The sequence below is a fragment of the Acinetobacter sp. ANC_7654 genome (genome assembly GCF_056779855.1).
This window is the reverse complement of record NZ_JBWYIR010000006.1, coordinates 60,847-81,102: the sequence shown is the minus strand read 5'-3', so window position 1 is coordinate 81,102 and position 20,256 is coordinate 60,847. Positions and strand designations below refer to the sequence as shown.

At 34.5% G+C, this 20,256-nt stretch carries 18 protein-coding genes and 2 pseudogenes; 11 read left to right on the top strand and 9 right to left on the bottom strand.

All coding sequences use genetic code 11. The features are described 5' to 3' along the window. Positions 1-41: 41 nt before the first annotated feature. The gene (locus AC1M86_RS08305; protein WP_481607730.1) at positions 42-749 is read right to left on the bottom strand and encodes a nitroreductase; all 708 of its coding nucleotides are present in this window, start codon (positions 747-749) and stop codon (positions 42-44) included. A gap of 376 nt (positions 750-1,125) precedes the next feature. Here AC1M86_RS08305 and AC1M86_RS08300 point away from each other — a divergent pair, with 376 nt between their 5' ends. From AC1M86_RS08300 to AC1M86_RS08280, 5 genes are all read left to right on the top strand, one after another. Beyond that, positions 1,126-2,379, top strand: coding sequence for a DcaP family trimeric outer membrane transporter (locus tag AC1M86_RS08300; protein ID WP_481607729.1), 1,254 nt, complete (start codon positions 1,126-1,128; stop codon positions 2,377-2,379). 510 nt (positions 2,380-2,889) lie between these two features. Further along, positions 2,890-4,137, top strand: coding sequence for a sodium/glutamate symporter (gltS, locus tag AC1M86_RS08295; protein WP_481596313.1), 1,248 nt, complete (start codon positions 2,890-2,892; stop codon positions 4,135-4,137). A 131-nt stretch (positions 4,138-4,268) separates the two neighbouring features. Next, positions 4,269-5,264, top strand: coding sequence for a patatin-like phospholipase family protein (locus AC1M86_RS08290; RefSeq protein WP_481596312.1), 996 nt, complete (start codon positions 4,269-4,271; stop codon positions 5,262-5,264). 153 nt (positions 5,265-5,417) lie between these two features. Beyond that, complete coding sequence (locus AC1M86_RS08285) at positions 5,418-5,597, top strand: hypothetical protein (RefSeq protein WP_035268348.1); 180 nt, start codon at positions 5,418-5,420, stop codon at positions 5,595-5,597. A 170-nt stretch (positions 5,598-5,767) separates the two neighbouring features. Beyond that, positions 5,768-6,283, top strand: a complete 516-nt coding sequence (locus AC1M86_RS08280) for an acyl-CoA thioesterase (RefSeq protein WP_035268353.1) — start codon at positions 5,768-5,770, stop codon at positions 6,281-6,283. Between the two features lie 31 nt (positions 6,284-6,314). Here AC1M86_RS08280 and AC1M86_RS08275 read toward each other — a convergent pair whose 3' ends face one another. Then, the gene (locus AC1M86_RS08275) at positions 6,315-6,665 is read right to left on the bottom strand and encodes a hypothetical protein (protein WP_228143104.1); all 351 of its coding nucleotides are present in this window, start codon (positions 6,663-6,665) and stop codon (positions 6,315-6,317) included. Positions 6,666-6,892: 227 nt separating this feature from the next. Further along, positions 6,893-7,123: a hypothetical protein gene (locus AC1M86_RS08270; RefSeq protein WP_481607728.1), complete on the bottom strand. Its 231-nt coding sequence runs from the start codon at positions 7,121-7,123 to the stop codon at positions 6,893-6,895. Between the two features lie 581 nt (positions 7,124-7,704). Between AC1M86_RS08270 and AC1M86_RS08265 the strand changes: the two genes are divergently transcribed. The 4 genes from AC1M86_RS08265 (at position 7,705) to sbmA (ending at position 11,081) form a co-directional block, all read left to right on the top strand. Next, positions 7,705-8,706 carry a CobW family GTP-binding protein gene (locus tag AC1M86_RS08265; protein WP_481607727.1) on the top strand — a complete coding sequence of 334 codons (1,002 nt, stop codon included), beginning with the start codon at positions 7,705-7,707 and terminating at the stop codon, positions 8,704-8,706. Positions 8,707-8,808: 102 nt separating this feature from the next. Continuing rightward, a complete protein-coding gene (locus AC1M86_RS08260; protein WP_481607726.1) occupies positions 8,809-9,339 on the top strand; it encodes a YaeQ family protein in 531 nt (176 codons plus the stop codon). Between the two features lie 38 nt (positions 9,340-9,377). Continuing rightward, complete coding sequence (locus tag AC1M86_RS08255) at positions 9,378-9,716, top strand: FKBP-type peptidyl-prolyl cis-trans isomerase (protein ID WP_481607725.1); 339 nt, start codon at positions 9,378-9,380, stop codon at positions 9,714-9,716. A gap of 165 nt (positions 9,717-9,881) precedes the next feature. After that, positions 9,882-11,081, top strand: coding sequence for a peptide antibiotic transporter SbmA (gene sbmA / locus AC1M86_RS08250; protein WP_481607724.1), 1,200 nt, complete (start codon positions 9,882-9,884; stop codon positions 11,079-11,081). A gap of 49 nt (positions 11,082-11,130) precedes the next feature. Here sbmA and AC1M86_RS08245 read toward each other — a convergent pair. The 3 genes and pseudogenes from AC1M86_RS08245 to AC1M86_RS08235 all read right to left on the bottom strand — a co-directional run bounded on the left by AC1M86_RS08245 (position 11,131) and on the right by AC1M86_RS08235 (position 14,042). Then, positions 11,131-11,876 (bottom strand): annotated as a pseudogene (locus tag AC1M86_RS08245) (transposase family protein). Between the two features lie 127 nt (positions 11,877-12,003). After that, a complete protein-coding gene (locus AC1M86_RS08240; protein ID WP_481607723.1) occupies positions 12,004-12,672 on the bottom strand; it encodes a lasso peptide biosynthesis B2 protein in 669 nt (222 codons plus the stop codon). After that, positions 12,669-14,042, bottom strand: a complete 1,374-nt coding sequence (locus AC1M86_RS08235) for an asparagine synthase-related protein (RefSeq protein ID WP_481607722.1) — start codon at positions 14,040-14,042, stop codon at positions 12,669-12,671. Before AC1M86_RS08235 ends, AC1M86_RS08240 begins: the two co-directional genes overlap by 4 nt. 396 nt (positions 14,043-14,438) lie before the next feature. On the opposite strand from AC1M86_RS08235, the gene AC1M86_RS08230 reads away from it, so the two are divergent. Then, the gene (locus tag AC1M86_RS08230; protein WP_481607721.1) at positions 14,439-16,112 is read left to right on the top strand and encodes an ATP-binding cassette domain-containing protein; all 1,674 of its coding nucleotides are present in this window, start codon (positions 14,439-14,441) and stop codon (positions 16,110-16,112) included. Between the two features lie 95 nt (positions 16,113-16,207). Next, positions 16,208-16,324, top strand: a pseudogene (locus AC1M86_RS08225) (SbmA/BacA-like family transporter); the annotation flags it as partial. Positions 16,325-16,395: 71 nt separating this feature from the next. Here AC1M86_RS08225 and AC1M86_RS08220 read toward each other — a convergent pair. The 3 genes from AC1M86_RS08220 to salA form a co-directional block, all read right to left on the bottom strand. Then, a complete protein-coding gene (locus AC1M86_RS08220) occupies positions 16,396-17,286 on the bottom strand; it encodes a LysR family transcriptional regulator (protein ID WP_228143106.1) in 891 nt (296 codons plus the stop codon). Positions 17,287-17,409: 123 nt separating this feature from the next. Further along, on the bottom strand, positions 17,410-18,774 hold the full coding sequence (locus tag AC1M86_RS08215; protein ID WP_051586596.1) for an MFS transporter: 1,365 nt from the start codon (positions 18,772-18,774) through the stop codon (positions 17,410-17,412). Positions 18,775-18,832: 58 nt separating this feature from the next. Next, entirely contained in the window at positions 18,833-20,140 is a 1,308-nt protein-coding gene (salA, locus tag AC1M86_RS08210) for a salicylate 1-monooxygenase (protein WP_481607720.1), read from the bottom strand. Positions 20,141-20,256 lie beyond the last annotated feature (116 nt).

Below are 20,256 nucleotides of genomic sequence, written 5' to 3'. Positions count from 1 at the left end.
AAACCACCCTAACTGAATGAGCGTTTTGATCCTTAAAAAAATCAGTCTTCCAAGAAAACAGCAAACTCTTCAACTGGAACTCGAGGTGTTCTGAAAGTATTCACAAGCGCATCTGGGTCGGCATAGCCTAAAGCCATCCCACAAACGAGTTCTTCGTTGGCAGGAGCATCCAGAACATCAGTGACGATTTGATGAAAATGATTCCATGCCGCTTGAGGGCATGTATCTAAACCACGTGCTTTTGCTGCAAGCATAACATTTTGAATCATCATGGAAATATCCATTTTAGACCCAATGCCCATGGCTTTATCCACGGTAAAGAAAATGCCAACAGGTGCATCAAACAATTGATAGTTTCTGAGATGTTGTGCAGCCATCTTATCCTTTTCACCTTTTTGAATGCCCAGCAATCCATAAAGTCCCCAACCATTTTCACGACGACGATCGATATACGGGGAAATCCATGTTTCTGGATAATAAGCAAAAGTCTCTGTGTATTGTTGAGTAAGTTCAGGGTTTTGATAAAGTTGCATTTGTGCATGACAAACTTGATCAATTAACCGTTGACGACGTGCGCCTGTCACCACATAGACTTTCCAGGGTTGAGTATTTGTGCCAGAAGGTGCTCTTGATGCGACTTCTAAGATTTCTTGGATAAGTTTTGTGTCTACGGGGTGATCTAAAAAGGCACGTATAGATTGGCGGCCAGTGATCACTTCATCAACGGCTTGAGTATGTTCTGTGGACATTGCAACTCCTATTTGAATAATTATGGATGATCCATGATGTCTCTACGACTAAGGTATAATTTTGAATATGCTTTTAAATAAAGATTTTATAAATTATACAGATATAAACTTTTTTCAATTCATCATCAGAAATTGTGATTGAGAAAATTGGTTTTGACAATAAAAAACATTTAATTATGAAACATAAGTTGCTAGATTAAGTTACAACGAATACACATTATGTTACGTATTTATTTTAATCAATTCATCAAATTTTAAAAAAAGCAGTTTAGTGCATCGTTGATTATTTTGAATTAATCAAACGTTGTGATTGGGATTCAGCAGGTTGACCAAGCATATATGCACGGATGCAAGATGAAATAATTGGAGATTTTTAATGAGTCAATCAAAACATCAAACATTTTTAAAGAAAAGCTTAGCAATCGCAGTTGCAACTTTTGCAGTTTCTACTGCACAAGCAGCGACTGAAAAAGATGAAATTCAAAAATTACGCCAAGAAGTTGAAGCATTAAAAGCTTTAATTCAACAGCAACATCAAGTACAACAACAGCAACAAGTGCAATTGGCTGAAGTTAAAGCTCAACCAGTAGCAGCAGCGCCTACAAATTTGAAAACTAAAGCGGGTGCTGAAGTGAATCTGTATGGTTTTGTACGTGGGGATGCGAACTATATCATTGAAGGTGCTGATAATGACTTTAATGCTGTAAACAGCGTTGGAACGAGTAATAATCCGTTAGTTGAAGATAAATTACGTGCAACGGCTAAAACAACACGTCTTGGTTTAGATTTCAAATCTAAAGTAGAAGGGGCTGATGTTGGTGGTAAAGTAGAAGTGGACTTTGCAGGCTCAAATGAAGCACTACGTATTCGTCATGCATATTTAACACTGAATAATTGGTTATTCGGTCAAACTACTTCAAACTTCTTGTCAAATCATGCTCCAGAAATGATCGATTTTGGTACCAACATTGGTGGCGGAACAAACCGTTTACCGCAAGTGCGTTGGTCTCACAAATTAGCACCAACAACTCAATTATTTATTTCAGCTGAAGAGGGTAATTCTACTGGAGATGGTATTAAATACCGCCTTCCAACTTTAACTGCAAAAGTCACGCAAGCTTATGCAGAGGGTAAAGGTAATGCTTCAGCTCGTGCCTTAATCGAAAATTATAAATCTGATACCGCTGATGATGATAAGACTGGTTTTGGTGTAGCGATCGGTACAAATTACCAAATTAGCGAACCACTCAAAGTATCTGCTGACGTGTCTTATGTAAAAGGAAACAGCAACTATTTATATGGCTCAAATAGTGCTTATGTTGTCGATGCAAATAACAATATTGAACAAAATGAGTTTATTGCAACCCAACTTGGTGCTACATATAAGTTCTCACCTCAGTTACGCTCAACACTGGCTTATGGCGCACACTATGCTGATGACAGCACGGGATATGCTAAAGCGAACACAAGTGCAAATGAAACTGTTCAACAAGCATGGATTAACTTTATCTATACACCTGTGAAACCTGTTGATTTAGGTGTTGAATATATCAATGGTAAGCGTGAAACTTTCGCAGGTCAAAGCTATAATGATGACCGTGTAGGCTTAATGGCGAAATACAGCTTCTAAGCATGAGTTATAAAAAACCGAGCATAGTCTCGGTTTTTTTATTCACTTGTCATTCATCAGTTCAGACTAAAGAATGTCTGAATTTTGCTGATTGAATAAACAAAAGTAATGCGAATTATAAAAAAAAGTGCATAATGTTCGGCTTAAACAGTGAGCAGTCCTGATCATCAGGAATTTCTTAATCATTTTAAGTTCACTAAAACATATTTAAGTGTTTGTTTGAGCCATAAATCAATTGTATCTAGCCAAACGTATGTCTAAGAATAGAGTGCGTTTTGAGCAACTGATTTATTTTGAAAAGTGTATGTTTTTTATTAACAAGATTGAATCCAATGAAATCGAGGAATTAATATATTGTTACTCAATTAAAAATTTTATCTATTCTTTTAGATAATCAATATTGAATAAGGATATGTTTATTTTTGGATGTGAGATTCGAAATAAATCTTATTGATTAAAAAACAAGCATAATATGAATTAACAGTCATCTGTATTTGCTGAGAATTAATGATGGAATTTACTTTTAACGCTTTTTACACGTTAATTGCTGCAGTAATAGTTTTATTGCTTGGCCGTTTTCTTGTCAACAAAATCGACTTCTTAAAAAAATACAATATCCCAGAGCCTGTAGCTGGTGGTTTGGTTGCTGCCATAGTTTCGTTAATTGTTCACAATTTGTGGGGTTACAGCATTACCACGAGTAGTGAATTGCAAACCAGTTTCATGTTGGTGTTTTTTGCCTCGATTGGTTTGAGTGCAAACTTCGCCAAACTCAAAGAAGGTGGTATGGGACTGGTGATCTTCCTGATCTGTGTCGCATCATTTATTATCGTACAAAACTTTGTCGGTATGAGCCTTGCAACGTTACTTGGTATTGATCCACTTATAGGTTTAATTGCAGGTTCTATTACCTTAACGGGTGGTCATGGTACTGCTGGTGCATGGGGTGAGATTTTAGAAGTCGAGCATGGTATTCAAGGTGCTTTAGCACTGGGTATGGCAAGTGCGACATTTGGTTTGATTATTGGTGGTTTGATTGGTGGTCCATTAGCGAAATTATTGATTAATAAGCACCAGCTTTCATCACCAGTGACGAATTCGGTTGAAAAAGACACACGTGATGCGAATGCAATTGCAAATCCGAATGATCAAGGCGAGTTTGTGCCTTTTGAAAACCGTAATCAAGTTCGTTTAATCACTGCGGACAATGCGATTACCACATTAGGGTTATTTGCTGCGTGTTTGGCATTTGCTGAATTTATGACAGGTTATAGTAAAGGCACTTGGTTTGAGCTTCCAACTTTCGTTTGGGCATTAGGTGGTGGTGTTATCCTGCGTAACATCCTCGAAGGTCTCATGAAAGTGGAAATCTTCGATCGTGCAATTGATGTATTTGGTAATGCCTCTTTATCGTTATACCTAGCAATGGCACTTCTTTCACTTAAGTTGTGGCAATTGGCTGATCTTGCAGGCCCATTGGTTGTAATCTTAACAGCTCAAACCTTAACTATGGCTTTGTACGCAGCATTTATCACTTTCCGTGTGATGGGTAAAAACTACGATGCAGCAGTTCTTGCAGCAGGTCACTGTGGTTTCGGTATGGGAGCAACACCAACAGCTGTTGCAAACATGCAGGCGATTACAAATATGTATGGTCCTTCACATAAAGCATTCCTCATTGTACCTTTATGTGGCGCATTTTTTGTTGACTTAATTAATGCAACTGTAATTCAGATGATTTTAAAATTCTTTGCTTAACATAAAATCTTCTTAATAAAATGTCATGTACAAAAAGCCCCGCATCTGGGGCTTTTTGTCATAAAAAATTCATACAGACGACTTGTCAATGATATGCTTTCATTCAGTTTTGATTTTTAATTTCTGATGCAATGAAGAAGTTTGTACTCCTGATTTCCCTCTTACCTTTGATTGGCTTACAAGCCTGTCAACAGGTTGTAGCCAAAGCTCAGCTTTCAAAATCTGTGTCTACACCTTTGGTGGATGCTTCATCTCATATCATTAAAAATAAGCATAAGAAAACTGATGCTCCAAGTATTGCATTGGTGCTTGGGAGTGGGGGAGCGCGAGGCTATGCGCATATTGGTGTCATTGAAGTTTTAGAGCAACGTGGAATCAAGCCTGATTTTATTGTTGGTACCAGCGCAGGGAGTATAGTCGGGTCAATATATGCCAGTGGAAAATCAGCAAAATCGTTACGTGAAGTTGCATTAAATATGCAAGTCAATGATGTACGTGATTTTAACATTGGTATTCAAGGATTTTTTGATGGCGCTAAGGTTGAGAACTATGTCAATAAACAAGTGGACTTTATGCCCTTAGAACAGCTTCCTATTCCAATGTATGTGGTGGCAACAGAGTTAAAAAATGGAAATTTAACAGTATTTAACTATGGTAATACTGGGCAAGCAGTGAGAGCTTCTATCTCTATTCCAAGTATGTTTATTCCCGTAAAAATTGCTGATAAGGATTATGTTGATGGCGGTTTAGTGAGTCCTGTACCAGTCAATGTGGCGAGAGAATTAGGGGCAGATATTGTCATTGCTGTTGATATTTTGGCCCAGCCAGAGCACACGGAAACCTCGAATGTGTGGGGGATGTTTAATCAAAATATAAATATTATGCAAAATAAGATCGCGTATAACGAGCTAAAAAATGCAGATATTGTGATACAGCCAGATCTAAGAGAAAAAGCACATATCTTTGATGTTAAGGGTCGTGAAAATACGATTCAAGCAGGTATGACTGCAGCATTGAACAAAGTTAGTTTATTAGATCAGATACGTCATCGGACGATAGGACAATATGATGCTCATCAGTATCCTGCCCATGATGATAGTAAAAGAGCTGTTTGTTTAAATTGCTAAATTGAATCAGATCTTAATTGTCTCGTAAAATATATATAAAAAATAAGTAAAATCATTGTTATAAATTGAATGATTGTTATATTGGGGTCATAAAAATGAGGGTTAGTACTTTATCTAACCCTTAAAAAGATGAAATATAAATTAAGGTGTAGTGTGTCAGTTTTTCAAGTTGGTCAAATTGTTTATTTAGCGTCAAATTCAGATATTACATTCGAAATAATACGAATTAACTATGATGAAACCTATGAAATCCAAGTCAAGAATCAAGCATCGTTAAAGTTAAAATACGATAATATTTCTGCTGAGATGCTTCGTTTAGTCAAAGATGAATAAATTTTAAGCAAATTTATCATAGTTTCTGAGAGTGAATGATTTCCTCTGATACTTTTAAGCTATCAAGTCTTGAAATTATTGGAGTTTGTTTCTGATTTAAACATTTTATAATCAAGAAAAAAGTTATAATAGTGTATTAAATCTCCTGTCATGATTGAGTTCTAATATTTATGTCCGAATTTAACCAAGCGTTACCGCTTGCAGATGATCAGTCTGAATTAACGATGTCTGTATTAATGACGCCGGATATGGCGAATTTCTCAGGTAATGTACATGGTGGAACAATTTTAAAGCTGCTTGACCAAGTTGCTTATGCGTGTGCAAGTCGATATTCAGGTTCTTATGTGGTAACTTTATCTGTTGATAAAGTGAACTTTAAAGAACCAATCCACGTGGGTGAGTTGGTGACTTTTTTAGCCAGTGTGAATCATGTGGGGCGTACCTCAATGGAAATTGGGATCCGCGTTGAAGCACAAAATATTCAAAAACGTACGGTACGACATACCAATAGTTGTTATTTCACAATGGTCGCTGTGGATGAACATGGGAAACCAAAACAAATTCCACCGCTAAACCTAGATAATGACTGGAAACGCTGTCGTTTTGAAGCTGCTGAGCATCGTAAAATTGCTCGTTTGAATGAAAATCATCATCCTTCTTGCAGCATATATAAGAAATCGGTTTAAGAAAAAAGACTTCACATGGTGAAGTCTTTTTTTATGGATTTTGTAGCTTGGCGAGGGTATGTCCATCGACAATCATGTACCAATTCCCTTGTGCATCCTTGTAGGGGTGACGAGTGACAATAAATTTCGTGTTGATAGGACCTAAACCTGTTTCAAATCCAGTATCTGAAAACTGTTTAATTGGAGCTGAAACGGCGGTTTTTTTACTGAGCTGATTGTTACTATATTCTATACGACCATTAGCAGTAATATTCAATTGAACACGACTGTCCGCGCTAATCCAATGTCCTACATAATCCAGTTTATCCTCTGGTAAAGGTTTGGAACATGCAACCAGCCATAGGCTGAGTATAGCTATCCCAAGAAATTTCTTCATTTTCATGTCACGTGCTTAGAATTAAATTGGCTTTTTGGTTAAAATATGTGATTTATTTTTCATTTATATCGTTTGATAATAATTATGTATATGTGTTTATCGTAATTTATAGAGAATTATTCAAAAAAAAACAGGCATAAAAAAGTAGAGCTGTAGCAAAGCTCTACTTTTAATCAGATCAAGCCATCGGGGGAAGACTTGGTCTAAAATTCAGTCAATTTATTTTTGATTAATTACTGAGCAGGTTGAGCTATAGGAGCTTCAGTACCTTCTTCAGCTGCAACCTCTGTACCCGGTTGAGCAGCTGTTGGTTGACCAGCAGCAGTAGTTTCAGCATTCACTGGTTGTTCTTGAGAAGAAATCAACACTTCCTGTTTTTTTTCATCTTTTGCTTCTGTTGCAGCAAATGTTGAGAAAGCTGTGAAGGCAAGTGTAGTTGCTAATAAAGTTTTAACTAAATTCATGAGTGGCATCCTTATTCAATAAAATAAATTAGAATTTAATCTCATAAGCTTTCCGAGGAGAGAAGCGAATATGAAATTAAATCTAGATCATCGCGTAAAATGTTAAAAGCTGAATCGCATCTAATACGGTTAGCGAGTCAACGAAATTCATCCTAAGTCCAGAAGCTCAATTGGGCAATCAATGCAACAAAGTGAAACACGATAGTTAACGCACGACTAACAAACCAAGGTGTAATGTAGTTTTTTTGTCTCAATGAGAGTCAATATGCCTCATAAAGTTGTCAAAAAATATGTCATGGTGAAGAAAAAAACAGCAATTTTTTTACTTAGTTTTACATTTGAAAAGGTTAAATTAGAAAATCAAAATTGAAGTTTTGAATTAAATTCAGAGTAATGATCTGTGAAATAGATTTACATATTTTCAATTTTGATTCAACAGTTCACTTATCCTATTTAATTCCAATCATTTAGTCTTTTGAATTCATGCATTCATATAAATTATGAGGAAAATTATCCTAGACTTGTTTTTTAGATAAATTCCGACAAGAATCCGTACACCTCTTCAAATTCAGAGATCCATTTTGAAAGTACTTGCAACTCAGTCAGTGCCTACACATATCATTACAGGTTTTTTAGGTGCAGGGAAAACCACGCTTTTACAACAACTTCTCAAATTTAAACCTAAAAATGAGCGATGGGCTGTATTGATGAATGAGTTTGGTCAAATTGGCGTTGATCAACAGTTATTGCCAAATAATGATGGCTATGAAATCAAAGAGCTATTGGGTGGATGTCTGTGTTGTACAAGTCAATTGCCAATGCAAATTGCATTGTCTCGGTTATTACAAGAATCTCACCCAGATCGGCTATTTATAGAGCCGACAGGGTTGGGTCATCCTGCACAGTTGGTTGAACAACTGACTGAACCACATTGGCAACATCTAGTTGCCATGCGTTCTGTAGTGACCGTGATTGATGGATCTCGTTTACATGACTCTGATTGGATGAGGCAGAGTTTATATCAAGATCAGTTAAAAGCGGCTCAAGTTGTGGTTGTGTCTCATGCTTCGGACATGAATGACATGGATCGAAAAGAATTGGCTGATTTAAAACAACAATATTTAGCTTATATTCCACATTGGCTTGAAGCTGATCAAGGCAATATTCGCTTAGAACAAATTGATTATCCTTATGTGGGAATTCAGCGTTCAATGCAACCCTTATTCAAGGTTCAGCGACAGTTCAAAGCTGATGAGGAAATGCCAGCTGTAAAGCAACTTCCATATCATTACGTCGAACAGGCTCAAGGGTATATTGTGGCAGGATGGAAGCTTCCAAAACGTTGGCAGTTTGATTTTTATGAATTATTAGACATCCTTTGTGAGCTAAAACACTGGGTACGTATTAAAGGCATCTTCAATACCAACAAAGGTTGGATGACATTCAATTTTAATCCTGATCAATTCAATTACAAATCAGGTGAAGAGAATATTGATAATCGGATTGAAGTGATAACCCAGCAGAATCAAGATTGGGAGCATTTAGAGCAATCAATTCTTAAGGCACGAATCGATGATCAATAAATACGTTAGATCATTCAACTAAGAATGCAGATGAATTGAAATGCATTTTCTCAATGTGCGCTGAATCGGGTATGCTTAGCACCAAATTTGAGGATACCCCTTATGGCGTTAAAAGCGACGATTTATAAAGCAGATTTAAACATAGCCAATATGGATGTTCATCAATATGGCGACTATCAGTTAACGATGGCTCTACATCCGTCGGAAACGATTGAGCGTTTGATGGTTCGAGTATTGGCATATGCTCGTTTTGCAGATGAGCATTTAGAATTTACTAAAGATTTATTTGAAACTGATGAGCCGGCACTTTGGCAGAAAGATTTAACAGGTCAGTTAGAAAAATGGATTGAAGTGGGTAGTCCAGACGAAGATAAAGTAAAAAAAGCGAGTGCGCGTTGTAAGGAAGTTGCGGTGGTCACTTATGGATCATCAGTGGATGAATGGTATAAGCGCAACAGTAAATTGAAAACATTGAAAAATGTGAAAATCTGGCAACTCAGTGAAAAAACAACGGCACAAATCCAAGCATTGTGCGAACGTACAATGCAACTGCAATTAAATGTGATGGATGGCGAGTGGACATTGATTTCAGATCAAGGTCAAGCTGAGATTGAGTGGACTAAATTACAGTAAGCCACTAAGATTTTAAAGATTAAATTTGGAGTAAGCACATGACGGCTGAATTAGAAATTATTGACTTGATGGTAGGTGAAGGTAAAGAGGCTGTAAAAGGTGCTTTAATTACCACTCATTATACTGGTTGGTTGGAAGATGGTACGAAGTTTGATTCATCATTAGACCGTGGTAATTACTTTGAGACTGTGATTGGTACAGGTCGTGTCATTAAAGGTTGGGATCAAGGTATTATTGGAATGAAAGTTGGGGGTAAGCGTAAACTGATTGTGCCTGCACATTTGGCTTATGGTGATCGTAAAATGGGGAATATTATCCCAGCCAATTCTAATCTAATCTTTGAAATTGAATTGTACGATGTAAAAACTCGTGATTAATTAAAGTCGATGAAAAGCCCTGCATTGCGGGGCTTTTTTATGTTACAACAATGCTGAGCGTGCAATAGATATAACAAAAAATTTCTAAAAAACGCACCGACTCAGCAGAATTAGGATTACTATTCAGAAAATTCATTCAAACAAAATTAGGGATATAAGCGCTGAATGTTTAAGTCATTTTTTCCGAACCCAAAGTGGTTTTTTCTCTCTGTCGTCTTATGGTTTTTTATTAATCTCGCTTTATGGTTTTTTGCGGATGGAAAACAATGGGGCGAATATTTAGGTTTTCCTCAAGGTTATGCAGAAGCTGAACTTGCGATTAATATCAGTCGTTTTTGGTCACCACAATTTTTGTGGTTCTATCTGTGGTTCTTGGTGGCGACCGCCTTATTTGCACTGTTTTGGAAAATAAAATCAGACAATCCGTGGCAGCGTTGGTCAGTATGGGGATCTGCATTTATCCTATTTAATATTTGGTTAACGGTACAAGTCAGCGTTGCAGTGAATGCATGGTATGTACCATTTTGGGATTCTATTCAACAGATTTTAAATTCTGGTGGTGGTGAGGTGGATAAACTCTATGCGGAATCATGGACCTTTATCAGCTTGGCCAGTATTTCAGTGACATCAGGCGTCATCAGCGCTTTCTTTACCAGTCACTATATTTTTAGATGGCGTACAGCAATGAACGAATACTATGTTCAGCATTGGGAGAAATTGCGTCATATCGAAGGTGCTTCGCAACGTGTACAGGAAGACACCATGCGTTTTGCAACGATCGTTGAGGATTTAGGGGTTGAGTTAGTCCGTGCAGTACTGATGTTAATTGCCTTTCTTCCTTTATTATTTGCATTGTCTGCGAAAGTGCCTGTTTTACCGTTTATTGGTGAGTTGCAATATTCTTTAGTATGGGCAGCGATTGGATGGGCGGTATTTGGAACTGTCTTATTAATGGTGGTGGGTATGAAACTGCCAGGATTAGAATTTAATAATCAAAAAGTGGAAGCGGCATATCGTAAAGAGTTGGTATACGGCGAAGACCATGAAAATCGTGCGCAACCTGCAACCTTAAAACAACTTTTTAAGAATATTCGTGCTAACTATTTTAAATTGTATTTCCATTATGCCTATTTCAATTTGTTTGCACGTTGGTATGGACAACTGGATAATCTGTATATGTTATTTGTGTTGTTACCAGCGATTGCAGCAGGCTTGTTGACACTGGGATTGATCCAACAAATTACAGGTGTGTTTAATCGTGTTCGAGAGTCATTCCAATATTTAGTAGGTTCATGGAAAACAATTATTGAACTGCTCTCTATTCGTAAGCGTTTAAAAGCATTTGAATCGATACTGAACGAATAAATAAAAAACTCAGTAGATATATTTGATTAGGCTAGGCTGTGTTGATATTTCATAATACTAGCCTAATACAGATGCAAGAGAAAGTAACAGAACTTTCATAGCTTTCTTAGTTTGTAATGATGTTTAAAAATTCATCTACAGTACTTAAATCGAGTAAAGGCATTTTTCACTAAATGCTAGATATTATATAAATATCAATCAATATGATCATTTTCTGAAAGTGTATTGAATTCTTGGGAATTTCAGCTTATGTCCGCTATTTTTCTATCTATTCTCTCAGAAAATTAGAGTCATAGCCCTTATCATTACATAGAGTTTCTATTTTTTCAGGTCTAGGTTATGAATTGAATTCAATACTACTTTTTTGACAACATGCGGCGTGCCATCCTCTAACAAAATACTGAACTAGATTCCCATGAGAGTAAACTACTAAATGAATTTTAGAATCATTTCAACCGATACTTTTTTGAAATACCCTGATCTTTGATTTTGATAACATGCTGATAAGATCTAATATGGCAAGCTTAAATAAATCCCCATTTTAAATAAGCATCAGAAGAAACTAATTTAAATATTTTTAATCAATTATTATCTTCTGACTACCGAGAACATTTTTTGAATATAGAGTTTGGTTTGCCGAAGGTGAAGGGTGAATCCCGCCATGGGAAGCCTATAAGAATTCTAGAAAGAATAGTTTAAATAACTTGGGAACTTTTGTTTGAGATTAATATGAAAATTAAAGAAGAAAGTTTCGAATTTATACTAGTATTGATCAGACAAAATTGTACGAGAAATAGGGATGAGTAGATTTAGTTTGGTAACTAAATTCTACTTTCTCATTATTTATTTACAATGTATATGTCGATAGACCTTAATAAGTACGAATGAAAATGATGCTCAATATATATCTATTAATTTTTTATTAAATTTCAAAAATTATTGCTAGACGTTTCGATAGGTCAGGCATATCAGCTATAGGTTGATTAGATACTTCAATCCATGCGTGAGATAAAAAATCATATTTTTGAATACCTATCTTAAATTTACAGTCATAATTATTCAGAAGCAAAAATATAGATAAAATTAATGAATATTCGAAGCATTTTAAATTGAAAGGTAATTTATTAGAAATTTTATGTATAAAATTTCCAGCAGATCTAGAATAAGCAAGATTGAGTGATAAGTTTTTCTTATTTTTTTTTAATTTTTTTATCAAATTTAATTTCTCGTGAATAAAAAAATCTTTTCCGATAAGTATAAAAAAATAAATAATAATGATTTGAAATTTATCGGATAAACTGATAAAAGTGTCTTCATGGACTAGAAAATGTCTAGCATTAGCCCATGAATAGTTATCAATTCCTTCAATATTGTTAAAAATGGGTATTTGATATTTTTCATAAGATTTTTCGAATAAATTCATCTCACAATTATTTTGAAAAAAATCTTTTTTTCCATTAATTATTTCTAAAATGTTGTTTGATTGTATTTCATCAAAAAAATAAAACTGATTTGATTTTGTATCAAAAATAGTAATTTCGCTGTCAGTTAAGACAGCATGATAGTTTTTTTTAAGTTTTCTATAATTCATTTTTTAATTTCCTTTAAGATCATTTCATTTATAATTATTTTTAATATTAGGGGGGGGACACCATTTATACCAAGTGATGAAAATTTTAAATTGTTCAAAACTTCCTCTTTTTTTGTTTCATCTATATTAAGAGTAATAGATGTATTTAATAACTCTTCAAATTTGGTTAAATTTAATTTGATGCTTTTTTGATATGCACCAGTCATGTGACCTTTGTTAATTCTATAAAAAGCATCAGATTTGAAAGTCTTATAAAAGGTATTTCTAAAATGACTTCTAGTAAATTTACCATCAAAAACATCGTATAGTGAATAATTTTTTGCACATGAAATCATTTCAGGTGTGCAGTATGGAAAAAAAAATTTAATATTAGATGGTAACTTTATAAAATTAGTTGAAGTTTCAATTTTGGCTTCATTGATTAATTTATTTTTTAAATCATTGAATGATTTTTCTTTATTTTTTTTAAAAAAAGAATTAAATATAATATGTTTAAAAATTTTAAAATAATTAATAGAATATAATGTTGAGTAATCTTTAATTTTATGCGGTTTTCTTAACATTTTTAAATTTAAAACACTCAATGGTATAGTTTCAAAAAAAAGATGATCCCCTCCATGCCCATTTATGATTGTAAAATTTGTTCCTGAGAAAAAATGATTCAGCTCTTTGATATAATATTCAATAAATGCAATAGCTGCTAAATATGTAGCGGGGTAAGGTGGAATAATATGTCTTTCTTTATCTAAATCTTGAATAAGCTGTTCTGGTTTAATTTCAAAAATTAATAATGGAATAGATAAAATTTTACATACACTTTTAGCATGTTTTAAATCCTCATTAGAAGAGCCGTGATTTATCCATGTAAAGGCAACAATATTTTTATCAGGAAACTTATTTTTTATAGTGAATATAATAGCTGTTGAATCTAAACCTCCAGAGAAGCTAATGGCTAGATTATCTTCGTTAGATACTTTATTTAATGCTAGATTCAAACTATCAACAGGATTTAAACTGTGTGATATTATAGCTAAATCTTCAATTATGATGGAGTTATTTTTCTTTAATAATTTATATCCATGGTGAATTATTTTTGTATCATCTAAAAAAAAATTATAAATATTAGAATTATTATGAATTAAGTCGTTAATATTTTTATAATTTAATTTTTTTTTAAGGAAAGAGGTGAGTTCAGTAAAATCATCAGTAACCTCAAAATGATCGGAATAGAAGTCTATATAGAAGGTTGAATTGCTATTATAATCATTAATAATAGTAATTTCAAACTCATTAATAATACTAATATGTAAATTATTATTATATAAGTTTATTATTTTATTTATGTTTGTGTAGTCGATTTTGTGAAGCATAAGTATCGCACTCTTATTATTTTTAAATTGAAAGGTTGCTTAAAATAAGCAACCTTTCAACCATAAACTATTTAAATTTATATACTGAATACTGTAATTCAATTATAGATCCGCCTCCAGTCCCATTAATATTTTTAGATGCAGAAATTGTTAGACTTGGTGATTTTTTTTTCTTGATAAAAAGTGAGGTAATTTTCATGTTATTACTCCATTTGGTTGTTTGAGTCTCAATAAAAGCATGGATTAGAACTTTTTTTAACCTTTATTTGTATTTTTTGTGTATCATTGTCTTTTAGAATCATTAAAATTGTTTTTTTTTGTATGCGTCATTGAAATATTTTCTATGTTGAGTTATTAAGAAATGAATTGAGTATTTTAAGTTAAGCTGGTAGGCATATGATAAAGAAAGTTAATTTATTCCTTTTCTATTGGGATTTTATAAAAAAAAAATATAGAAAAATTTACTTGCATTCTTTATTATTGATTACATTAAATATAATAATATCTGGATTAACTGCTTTATTACCTTATTTGATGAAATTGATTGTAGATTCATCGAACTTAAATTTTACAGTTGAGTTTACGGATCTGCCAAATTTATTAATGCTCTTGGCTATAAGTTTCGCAGTAGTATGGGGTTCTTTGAAAATACTTTTTTGGTTTAATAATATTGTTTCTTCTTTGTTTATGGCTAATGTTGAAGCTGAGATTTTACATCATTCTTTTTGTAGTTTTATTAACTCAAAATATGAGTACGCCAATAAAATTGACACGGGTGTACTAAATGCGGATGTTAAAAGAGGTGCGGTTGCTTTTGGACAGATTATTCATACTATTTTTTTAGTTGTTTTGCCTGTAATTGTTCAATTTTTAATTATCGTAAGTATTTTTGCATTTAGCTTTAGCTTTTATTTTTCATTATTTTTTTTGGTATCAATAATTTTTATTTTCTTTATAACCTATATTTTGATTTCAAAAAGTGGGCATATATTTGATAGTATATATGAGGCTGATAATCAACAATCTCAATTTTTTTTAGAGAAAGTAAACTCTTTTTATAATATTAAAACTCAGGGTTCTTTCAACTTCGAACAAAGAAAATATCGAAATCTTTGTAACAATTATATTGCTAATGTTTTTAGAGGTAATTTGAAAATAGGTGTTTTGATGATATATCAGGTATTATCAGTAGGTATGCTTTTGGTAGCTTCAATGATATTCTCTGTATATATGTTTAATAACAATCAAATGTCTTCAGGTGATTTTGTTCTTATTAGCTCTTATATAATTGAATTAAGTGCGCCATTGGTTTTAATAGCCCAAAGTTTAATGCAAACGAATGGACATTTTGTTTCTATAAAGAAATTAAAAAAATATTTTTTTGAACCTAAAGATGATTTCGATAATAGTGAATTTAAAACCAACGGATTTTATTATAAGTTTAAGAATGTTGATTTTAAAAAAAATAATATTATTATATTAAAAAAATTTAATTTTACGGTATACGAAGGTGATTTTATAATAATTAAGGGTGAAACAGGTTCGGGTAAATCATCTTTTGTAAACTTGTTGCTAGGTATTAATCATATTGATAACGGTCAACTTTTTTTTGGTGATATTGATATCTCAAATAAATTTTCTAATGAAATTTTTAAAGAAGTGGCTTATGTACCTCAAAAGAGTTTTATTTTTTCTGGTAGTATTAGAGAAAATATTTTGTATAATAATGATATTATTTATGAAGATAATGAAATTATTGATTTTCTAATTGATTTTAATCTTTATAAAATTTTGTTAAATAATAAGATCGATCTAGATTCACCTATAGATGATCTTTTTAGATTTTTTTCTGGTGGTGAGTTTCAGAGATTTAATATATTAAGAGCTTTATTGAAAAAACCAAAAATATTGATTCTCGATGAGCCTACTTCAGGGTTGGATATAAGAATGTCAAAAAAGGTAATTGGTATTATTAGGGAGTATGCTAAAACTGTAATTATGGTTTCCCACTCTTCTGATTTTAATGAGGATTCGAATATTATAATAAACCTTCCGTTTGGGGATACTTAACTTTTTTGCTTTAAATTAATATTTATTATACTTTTAAGGCTTACTTATTTTTGACTTTGATAAATTTGTAGCCAACATTTTACTAAATTTTATTTGTATTCAATCTTGTTTGTGAGTCATTCCAATATTTGGTGAGTCCGTAGAAAACGATTATTGAACTACTTTCTATCCGTAAACGTCTAAAAGCATTTGAATCTATTTTGGAAAAGTAGTGCCCATCATGGATTTAAATTATTAAAAAAAGGCTCGTATAGACGAGCCTTTTTTATGTCTGAGTGGGAACTTAGAGCGTGCTGAAAATATTTTTTAGAATCTTACAAAACCACTTACGTGCGTCTAAGTCATCCTTATGGTTATACCAGTTAACACTGACATTGAATGGACGAACCTCAAAAGGGAGTTCAAAAATTTGAATATCCGTATGCTGCTGATAAACCTTCGCGGCTCTCGAAGGCAGAGTAACCAGAAGTTCTGAGTGTTTTACCACGTTCTGCAAAACACTGAAGTGGGGGACTTCAAGCATGATCTGACGAGAATGACCAAGTTCTTTTAAACGCTGATCAATTTCAATATGACCAGTACTCGATTTGATCGCAACATGTTTTTCCGATAAATACGCTTCCATGCTGAGCTTTTGCTGTATGCGCGGATGCTCTTTTTTAGCGATACAGACATAACGTTCCTCAAACAAATTTCGAGATTCAATTTTGGGCATAATGGTGTGACTGCTATTAAAAACAGCCACATCCAAAAAGCCTTCAACCAGCCATTCCTCTACTTTTTCTGAGTGAATTTCCTCAATTTCAAGTTTGATATTGGGCGCATGTTGTTCTAAATATTCAATCAGCGAGGGAAGTAAACAAATTTCTCCTAAATCAGAAATGCCTAAACGAAATACTTTTGAAGAGGTTAGCGGGTCGAAATGCTTGGCAGAATCAATCGCCATATCAATTTTAACAATTGCTTCGTAGAAACTTGGATAAAGACTTTGTGCAAGCTTTGTGGGTTTAACACCAAACTTGTCACGTACAAAAAGCTGATCATTCAGCATTTTCCGCAGTCGATTTAAATTATAGGTGACAGAAGGTTGGCTGAGATTCAAGCGCTCTGCGGCGTGACTGATATTTTGAGTTTGATAAATAATAATAAAAACTTTAATCAGACTTAAATCGATCAACTTTACATTCCTTGTAAATATTTAGAGACAGTCGCTATATCGAATAACCACTGTAACAAAAAAAGAGAGAGTTAACTCTCTCTTTTATTTTTAATGACTTACATGTTGTTGATGAATCATTTACTCATAAGCCACGTTTTTAACGCCGTTTGCTGCGCCTGCAATTTTTTTATTGCGGAGATGGATCGCAGTCACACTGATCACTGCAATCATACAAGGGATAGATAAGGCAATGAAATTATATTGCACTGGCAAATTAAGGCTAAGTAACCATCCACATAAGATTGGACCCAAAATTGCGCCTAAACGACCTACGCCAAGTGCCATACCTAGACCTGTCGCACGTATGTTAGATGAATAATACTGTGACATATAAGCCAACAATAAAATTTGTCCGCCAATCGATGCTGCACCTGCGACTGCTACACAGAAGTAAAGCACCATGGTTGGCAAGTTATAGCTTAACAAGAATAGGGAAATTGCGCCGCTCACAAACAAGGTGCAAAGAACTTTAGGTAAACTGAATTTATCAGCAAAAAAACCACCAAAGATTGCACCCAGCATACCACCAATATTGAGCGCAAATAGGAACACTAAACTGGTTGATAGGTTGTAGCCAGCTTCCATCATCAGTTTAGGTAACCAGTTACCAAGTGCATATACCAATACCAATGCCATAAATACGCTTGCCCAGAATAGAACAGTGGTTACTCCACGACTTTCAGTAAATAAGTCTTTCACTGGTGATTTAGACGACTCTTGGTTTTCTTGATGCAGACTAATGCGCATATCAGCAGGGATTCTTAGATTTGTGTCAATTTGTTCTAAGATATGAGCAGCTTCTTTATGCTTGTTTTGACGAACCAAATAATCGATGGATTCAGGCAATAACTTCCAAATGATTGGCAATAGAATGAGTGGAATACCTGCAATCATAAACATGATTTTCCAGCCAAATTGCGGTACTAGCCACATGCCTAAAATGGCAGAACACATTCCGCCTACAGCGTAACCACTAAACATCAATGACACTAAGGTGGAGCGTAAACGCTTAGGCGCATACTCTGTCATTAGTGTAATAACGTTCGGCATCACGCCACCAAGACCTAAGCCAGCAATAAAGCGATAGATCCCGAACTCTTGAGGATTGCTCGCTAGTCCACACATCACGGTAAAACCACTAAAAATGACAATACAAACTGCAATCAGTTTTTTACGGCTAAAGCCATATTTTTCAAGTTTGTCACTCATACTGCCAAAAATGATGGCTCCAAACATCATGCCAAAGAGGGCAAGACTTCCTAAGAAGCCCGCCGTCATTGGATCGATTGCCCATTCTTGCATGAGTTTAGGCAATGCCACACCGTAGATGACTAAGTCATAGCCATCAAAAATAATAATCAATGCGCTGAGTAAGATGACTCGCCAGTGAATGGCTTTGAGTTTGGCATGATCAATAATTTCATTTGCATTTAACGTATTCATGGAGACCTCCCTGGTCAGTGAATCGGTTGATAACAGTCCTGTTAATGTTTTTGCTTATTTATATGGCTTCAGCCACGAGATGTTTCTCTATTGCTTGGCCTAAGCGTTGTTGTGCAAGTTCAACGTCTTTCTCTAAATCGTGTTGCCATAACCAATCAAAACGGTGTGCCAAATGTTGACCTACACTGTCAAAATCTGGATATAGCGGCGAATATAATTCGTAAATCTCACCAGATTCGCGCGACGTATTTTGTACACGAATGGCACGCTCTTTACGCAGTTGCTCATAGACATGAGAGAGTTGTGCAAGATCTTCAGTGCAAATTTGCGCAGGGTGTTGTTCCAGATGTTTGAATAATGCAGAGAGAATTAAAGCATCTTCAAGACCTTGACCAGCACCAGCTCCTTGATGTGGCAACATGGCATGTGCTGCATCACCAATCAAAATGACATTGTGTTCGCTGTTCTGATAGGTCTTAAGTGGCTCAATCTCATGAAGCGCCCAGATGGTAGGTTTTTCAATTAAGTTCAGTAATGCGCGACAGCTCTCACTCCAATCCGCAAAATCAGCTAGCATTTCAGTTTTGGTTGTTGGTCGTGTCCAAGGGGTACCTTCTGGCAGAGTTGTATTCTTGCGATCTGACTTAAAGGCAACAATATTGATTTCTTCACCTTTACGAATAGGGAAAGTTAAGATGTGTTTGTCTTTACCCAATAACATTTGTGGGACATCTGCAAGTTCAGGATCGTGTCCAAGTTCTGCAATGACCTGTTTAAAATCTAAATATTTGATAATGCCGCGATAAGCCCATGTTCCTGAAAATTGAGGATCGACTTTTGGAAGTTGATGTGATGCCAATACATGATCACGCACAACAGAATGGATACCATCACAACCAATCACGTAATCTGCTTCAACCACTTCACCATCTTGAAAGGTTAAACGTACTCCAGCGCTCGAAGCTTCAACAGATTGCACACGTTTATTGAAATGTGCATTTTGTGAAGGAACGAATGGAATAAGTGCATCTAAAAAATCAGCACGATGCACTGAAGATTGACCGACTTGAGGTGCGATCGAAGCCGATAGGTATTCATCGGTATAGCCATTACGCCATTGGAACCAAATATCTTGATAAGGCGCAGCAACTGTATCCGCAATGGCGTGATATTCTTCACCCAAGCCTAGAAGTTCAATTGCTTTAACAGCATTGGCACCAAATGAAATGCCTGCACCAATTTCTGAAAATTGTGCTGCTGACTCATATAAATGCACATCAAATTTTTTATTTTTTACTATGTTGGTCATTAAAGCTAATCCAGCAATACCACCACCAATGAGCGCAATCTTAATTCTTCTTTCCATGATTCAATTCCGAGTTTTTTGCCCTGGATAAGATCATTACTGATTTTTAAGTACTTATCCAATTTATATATTTTGGTGAAAACTATTTAAAAAATTGATAGTTTGAATTTGACGTC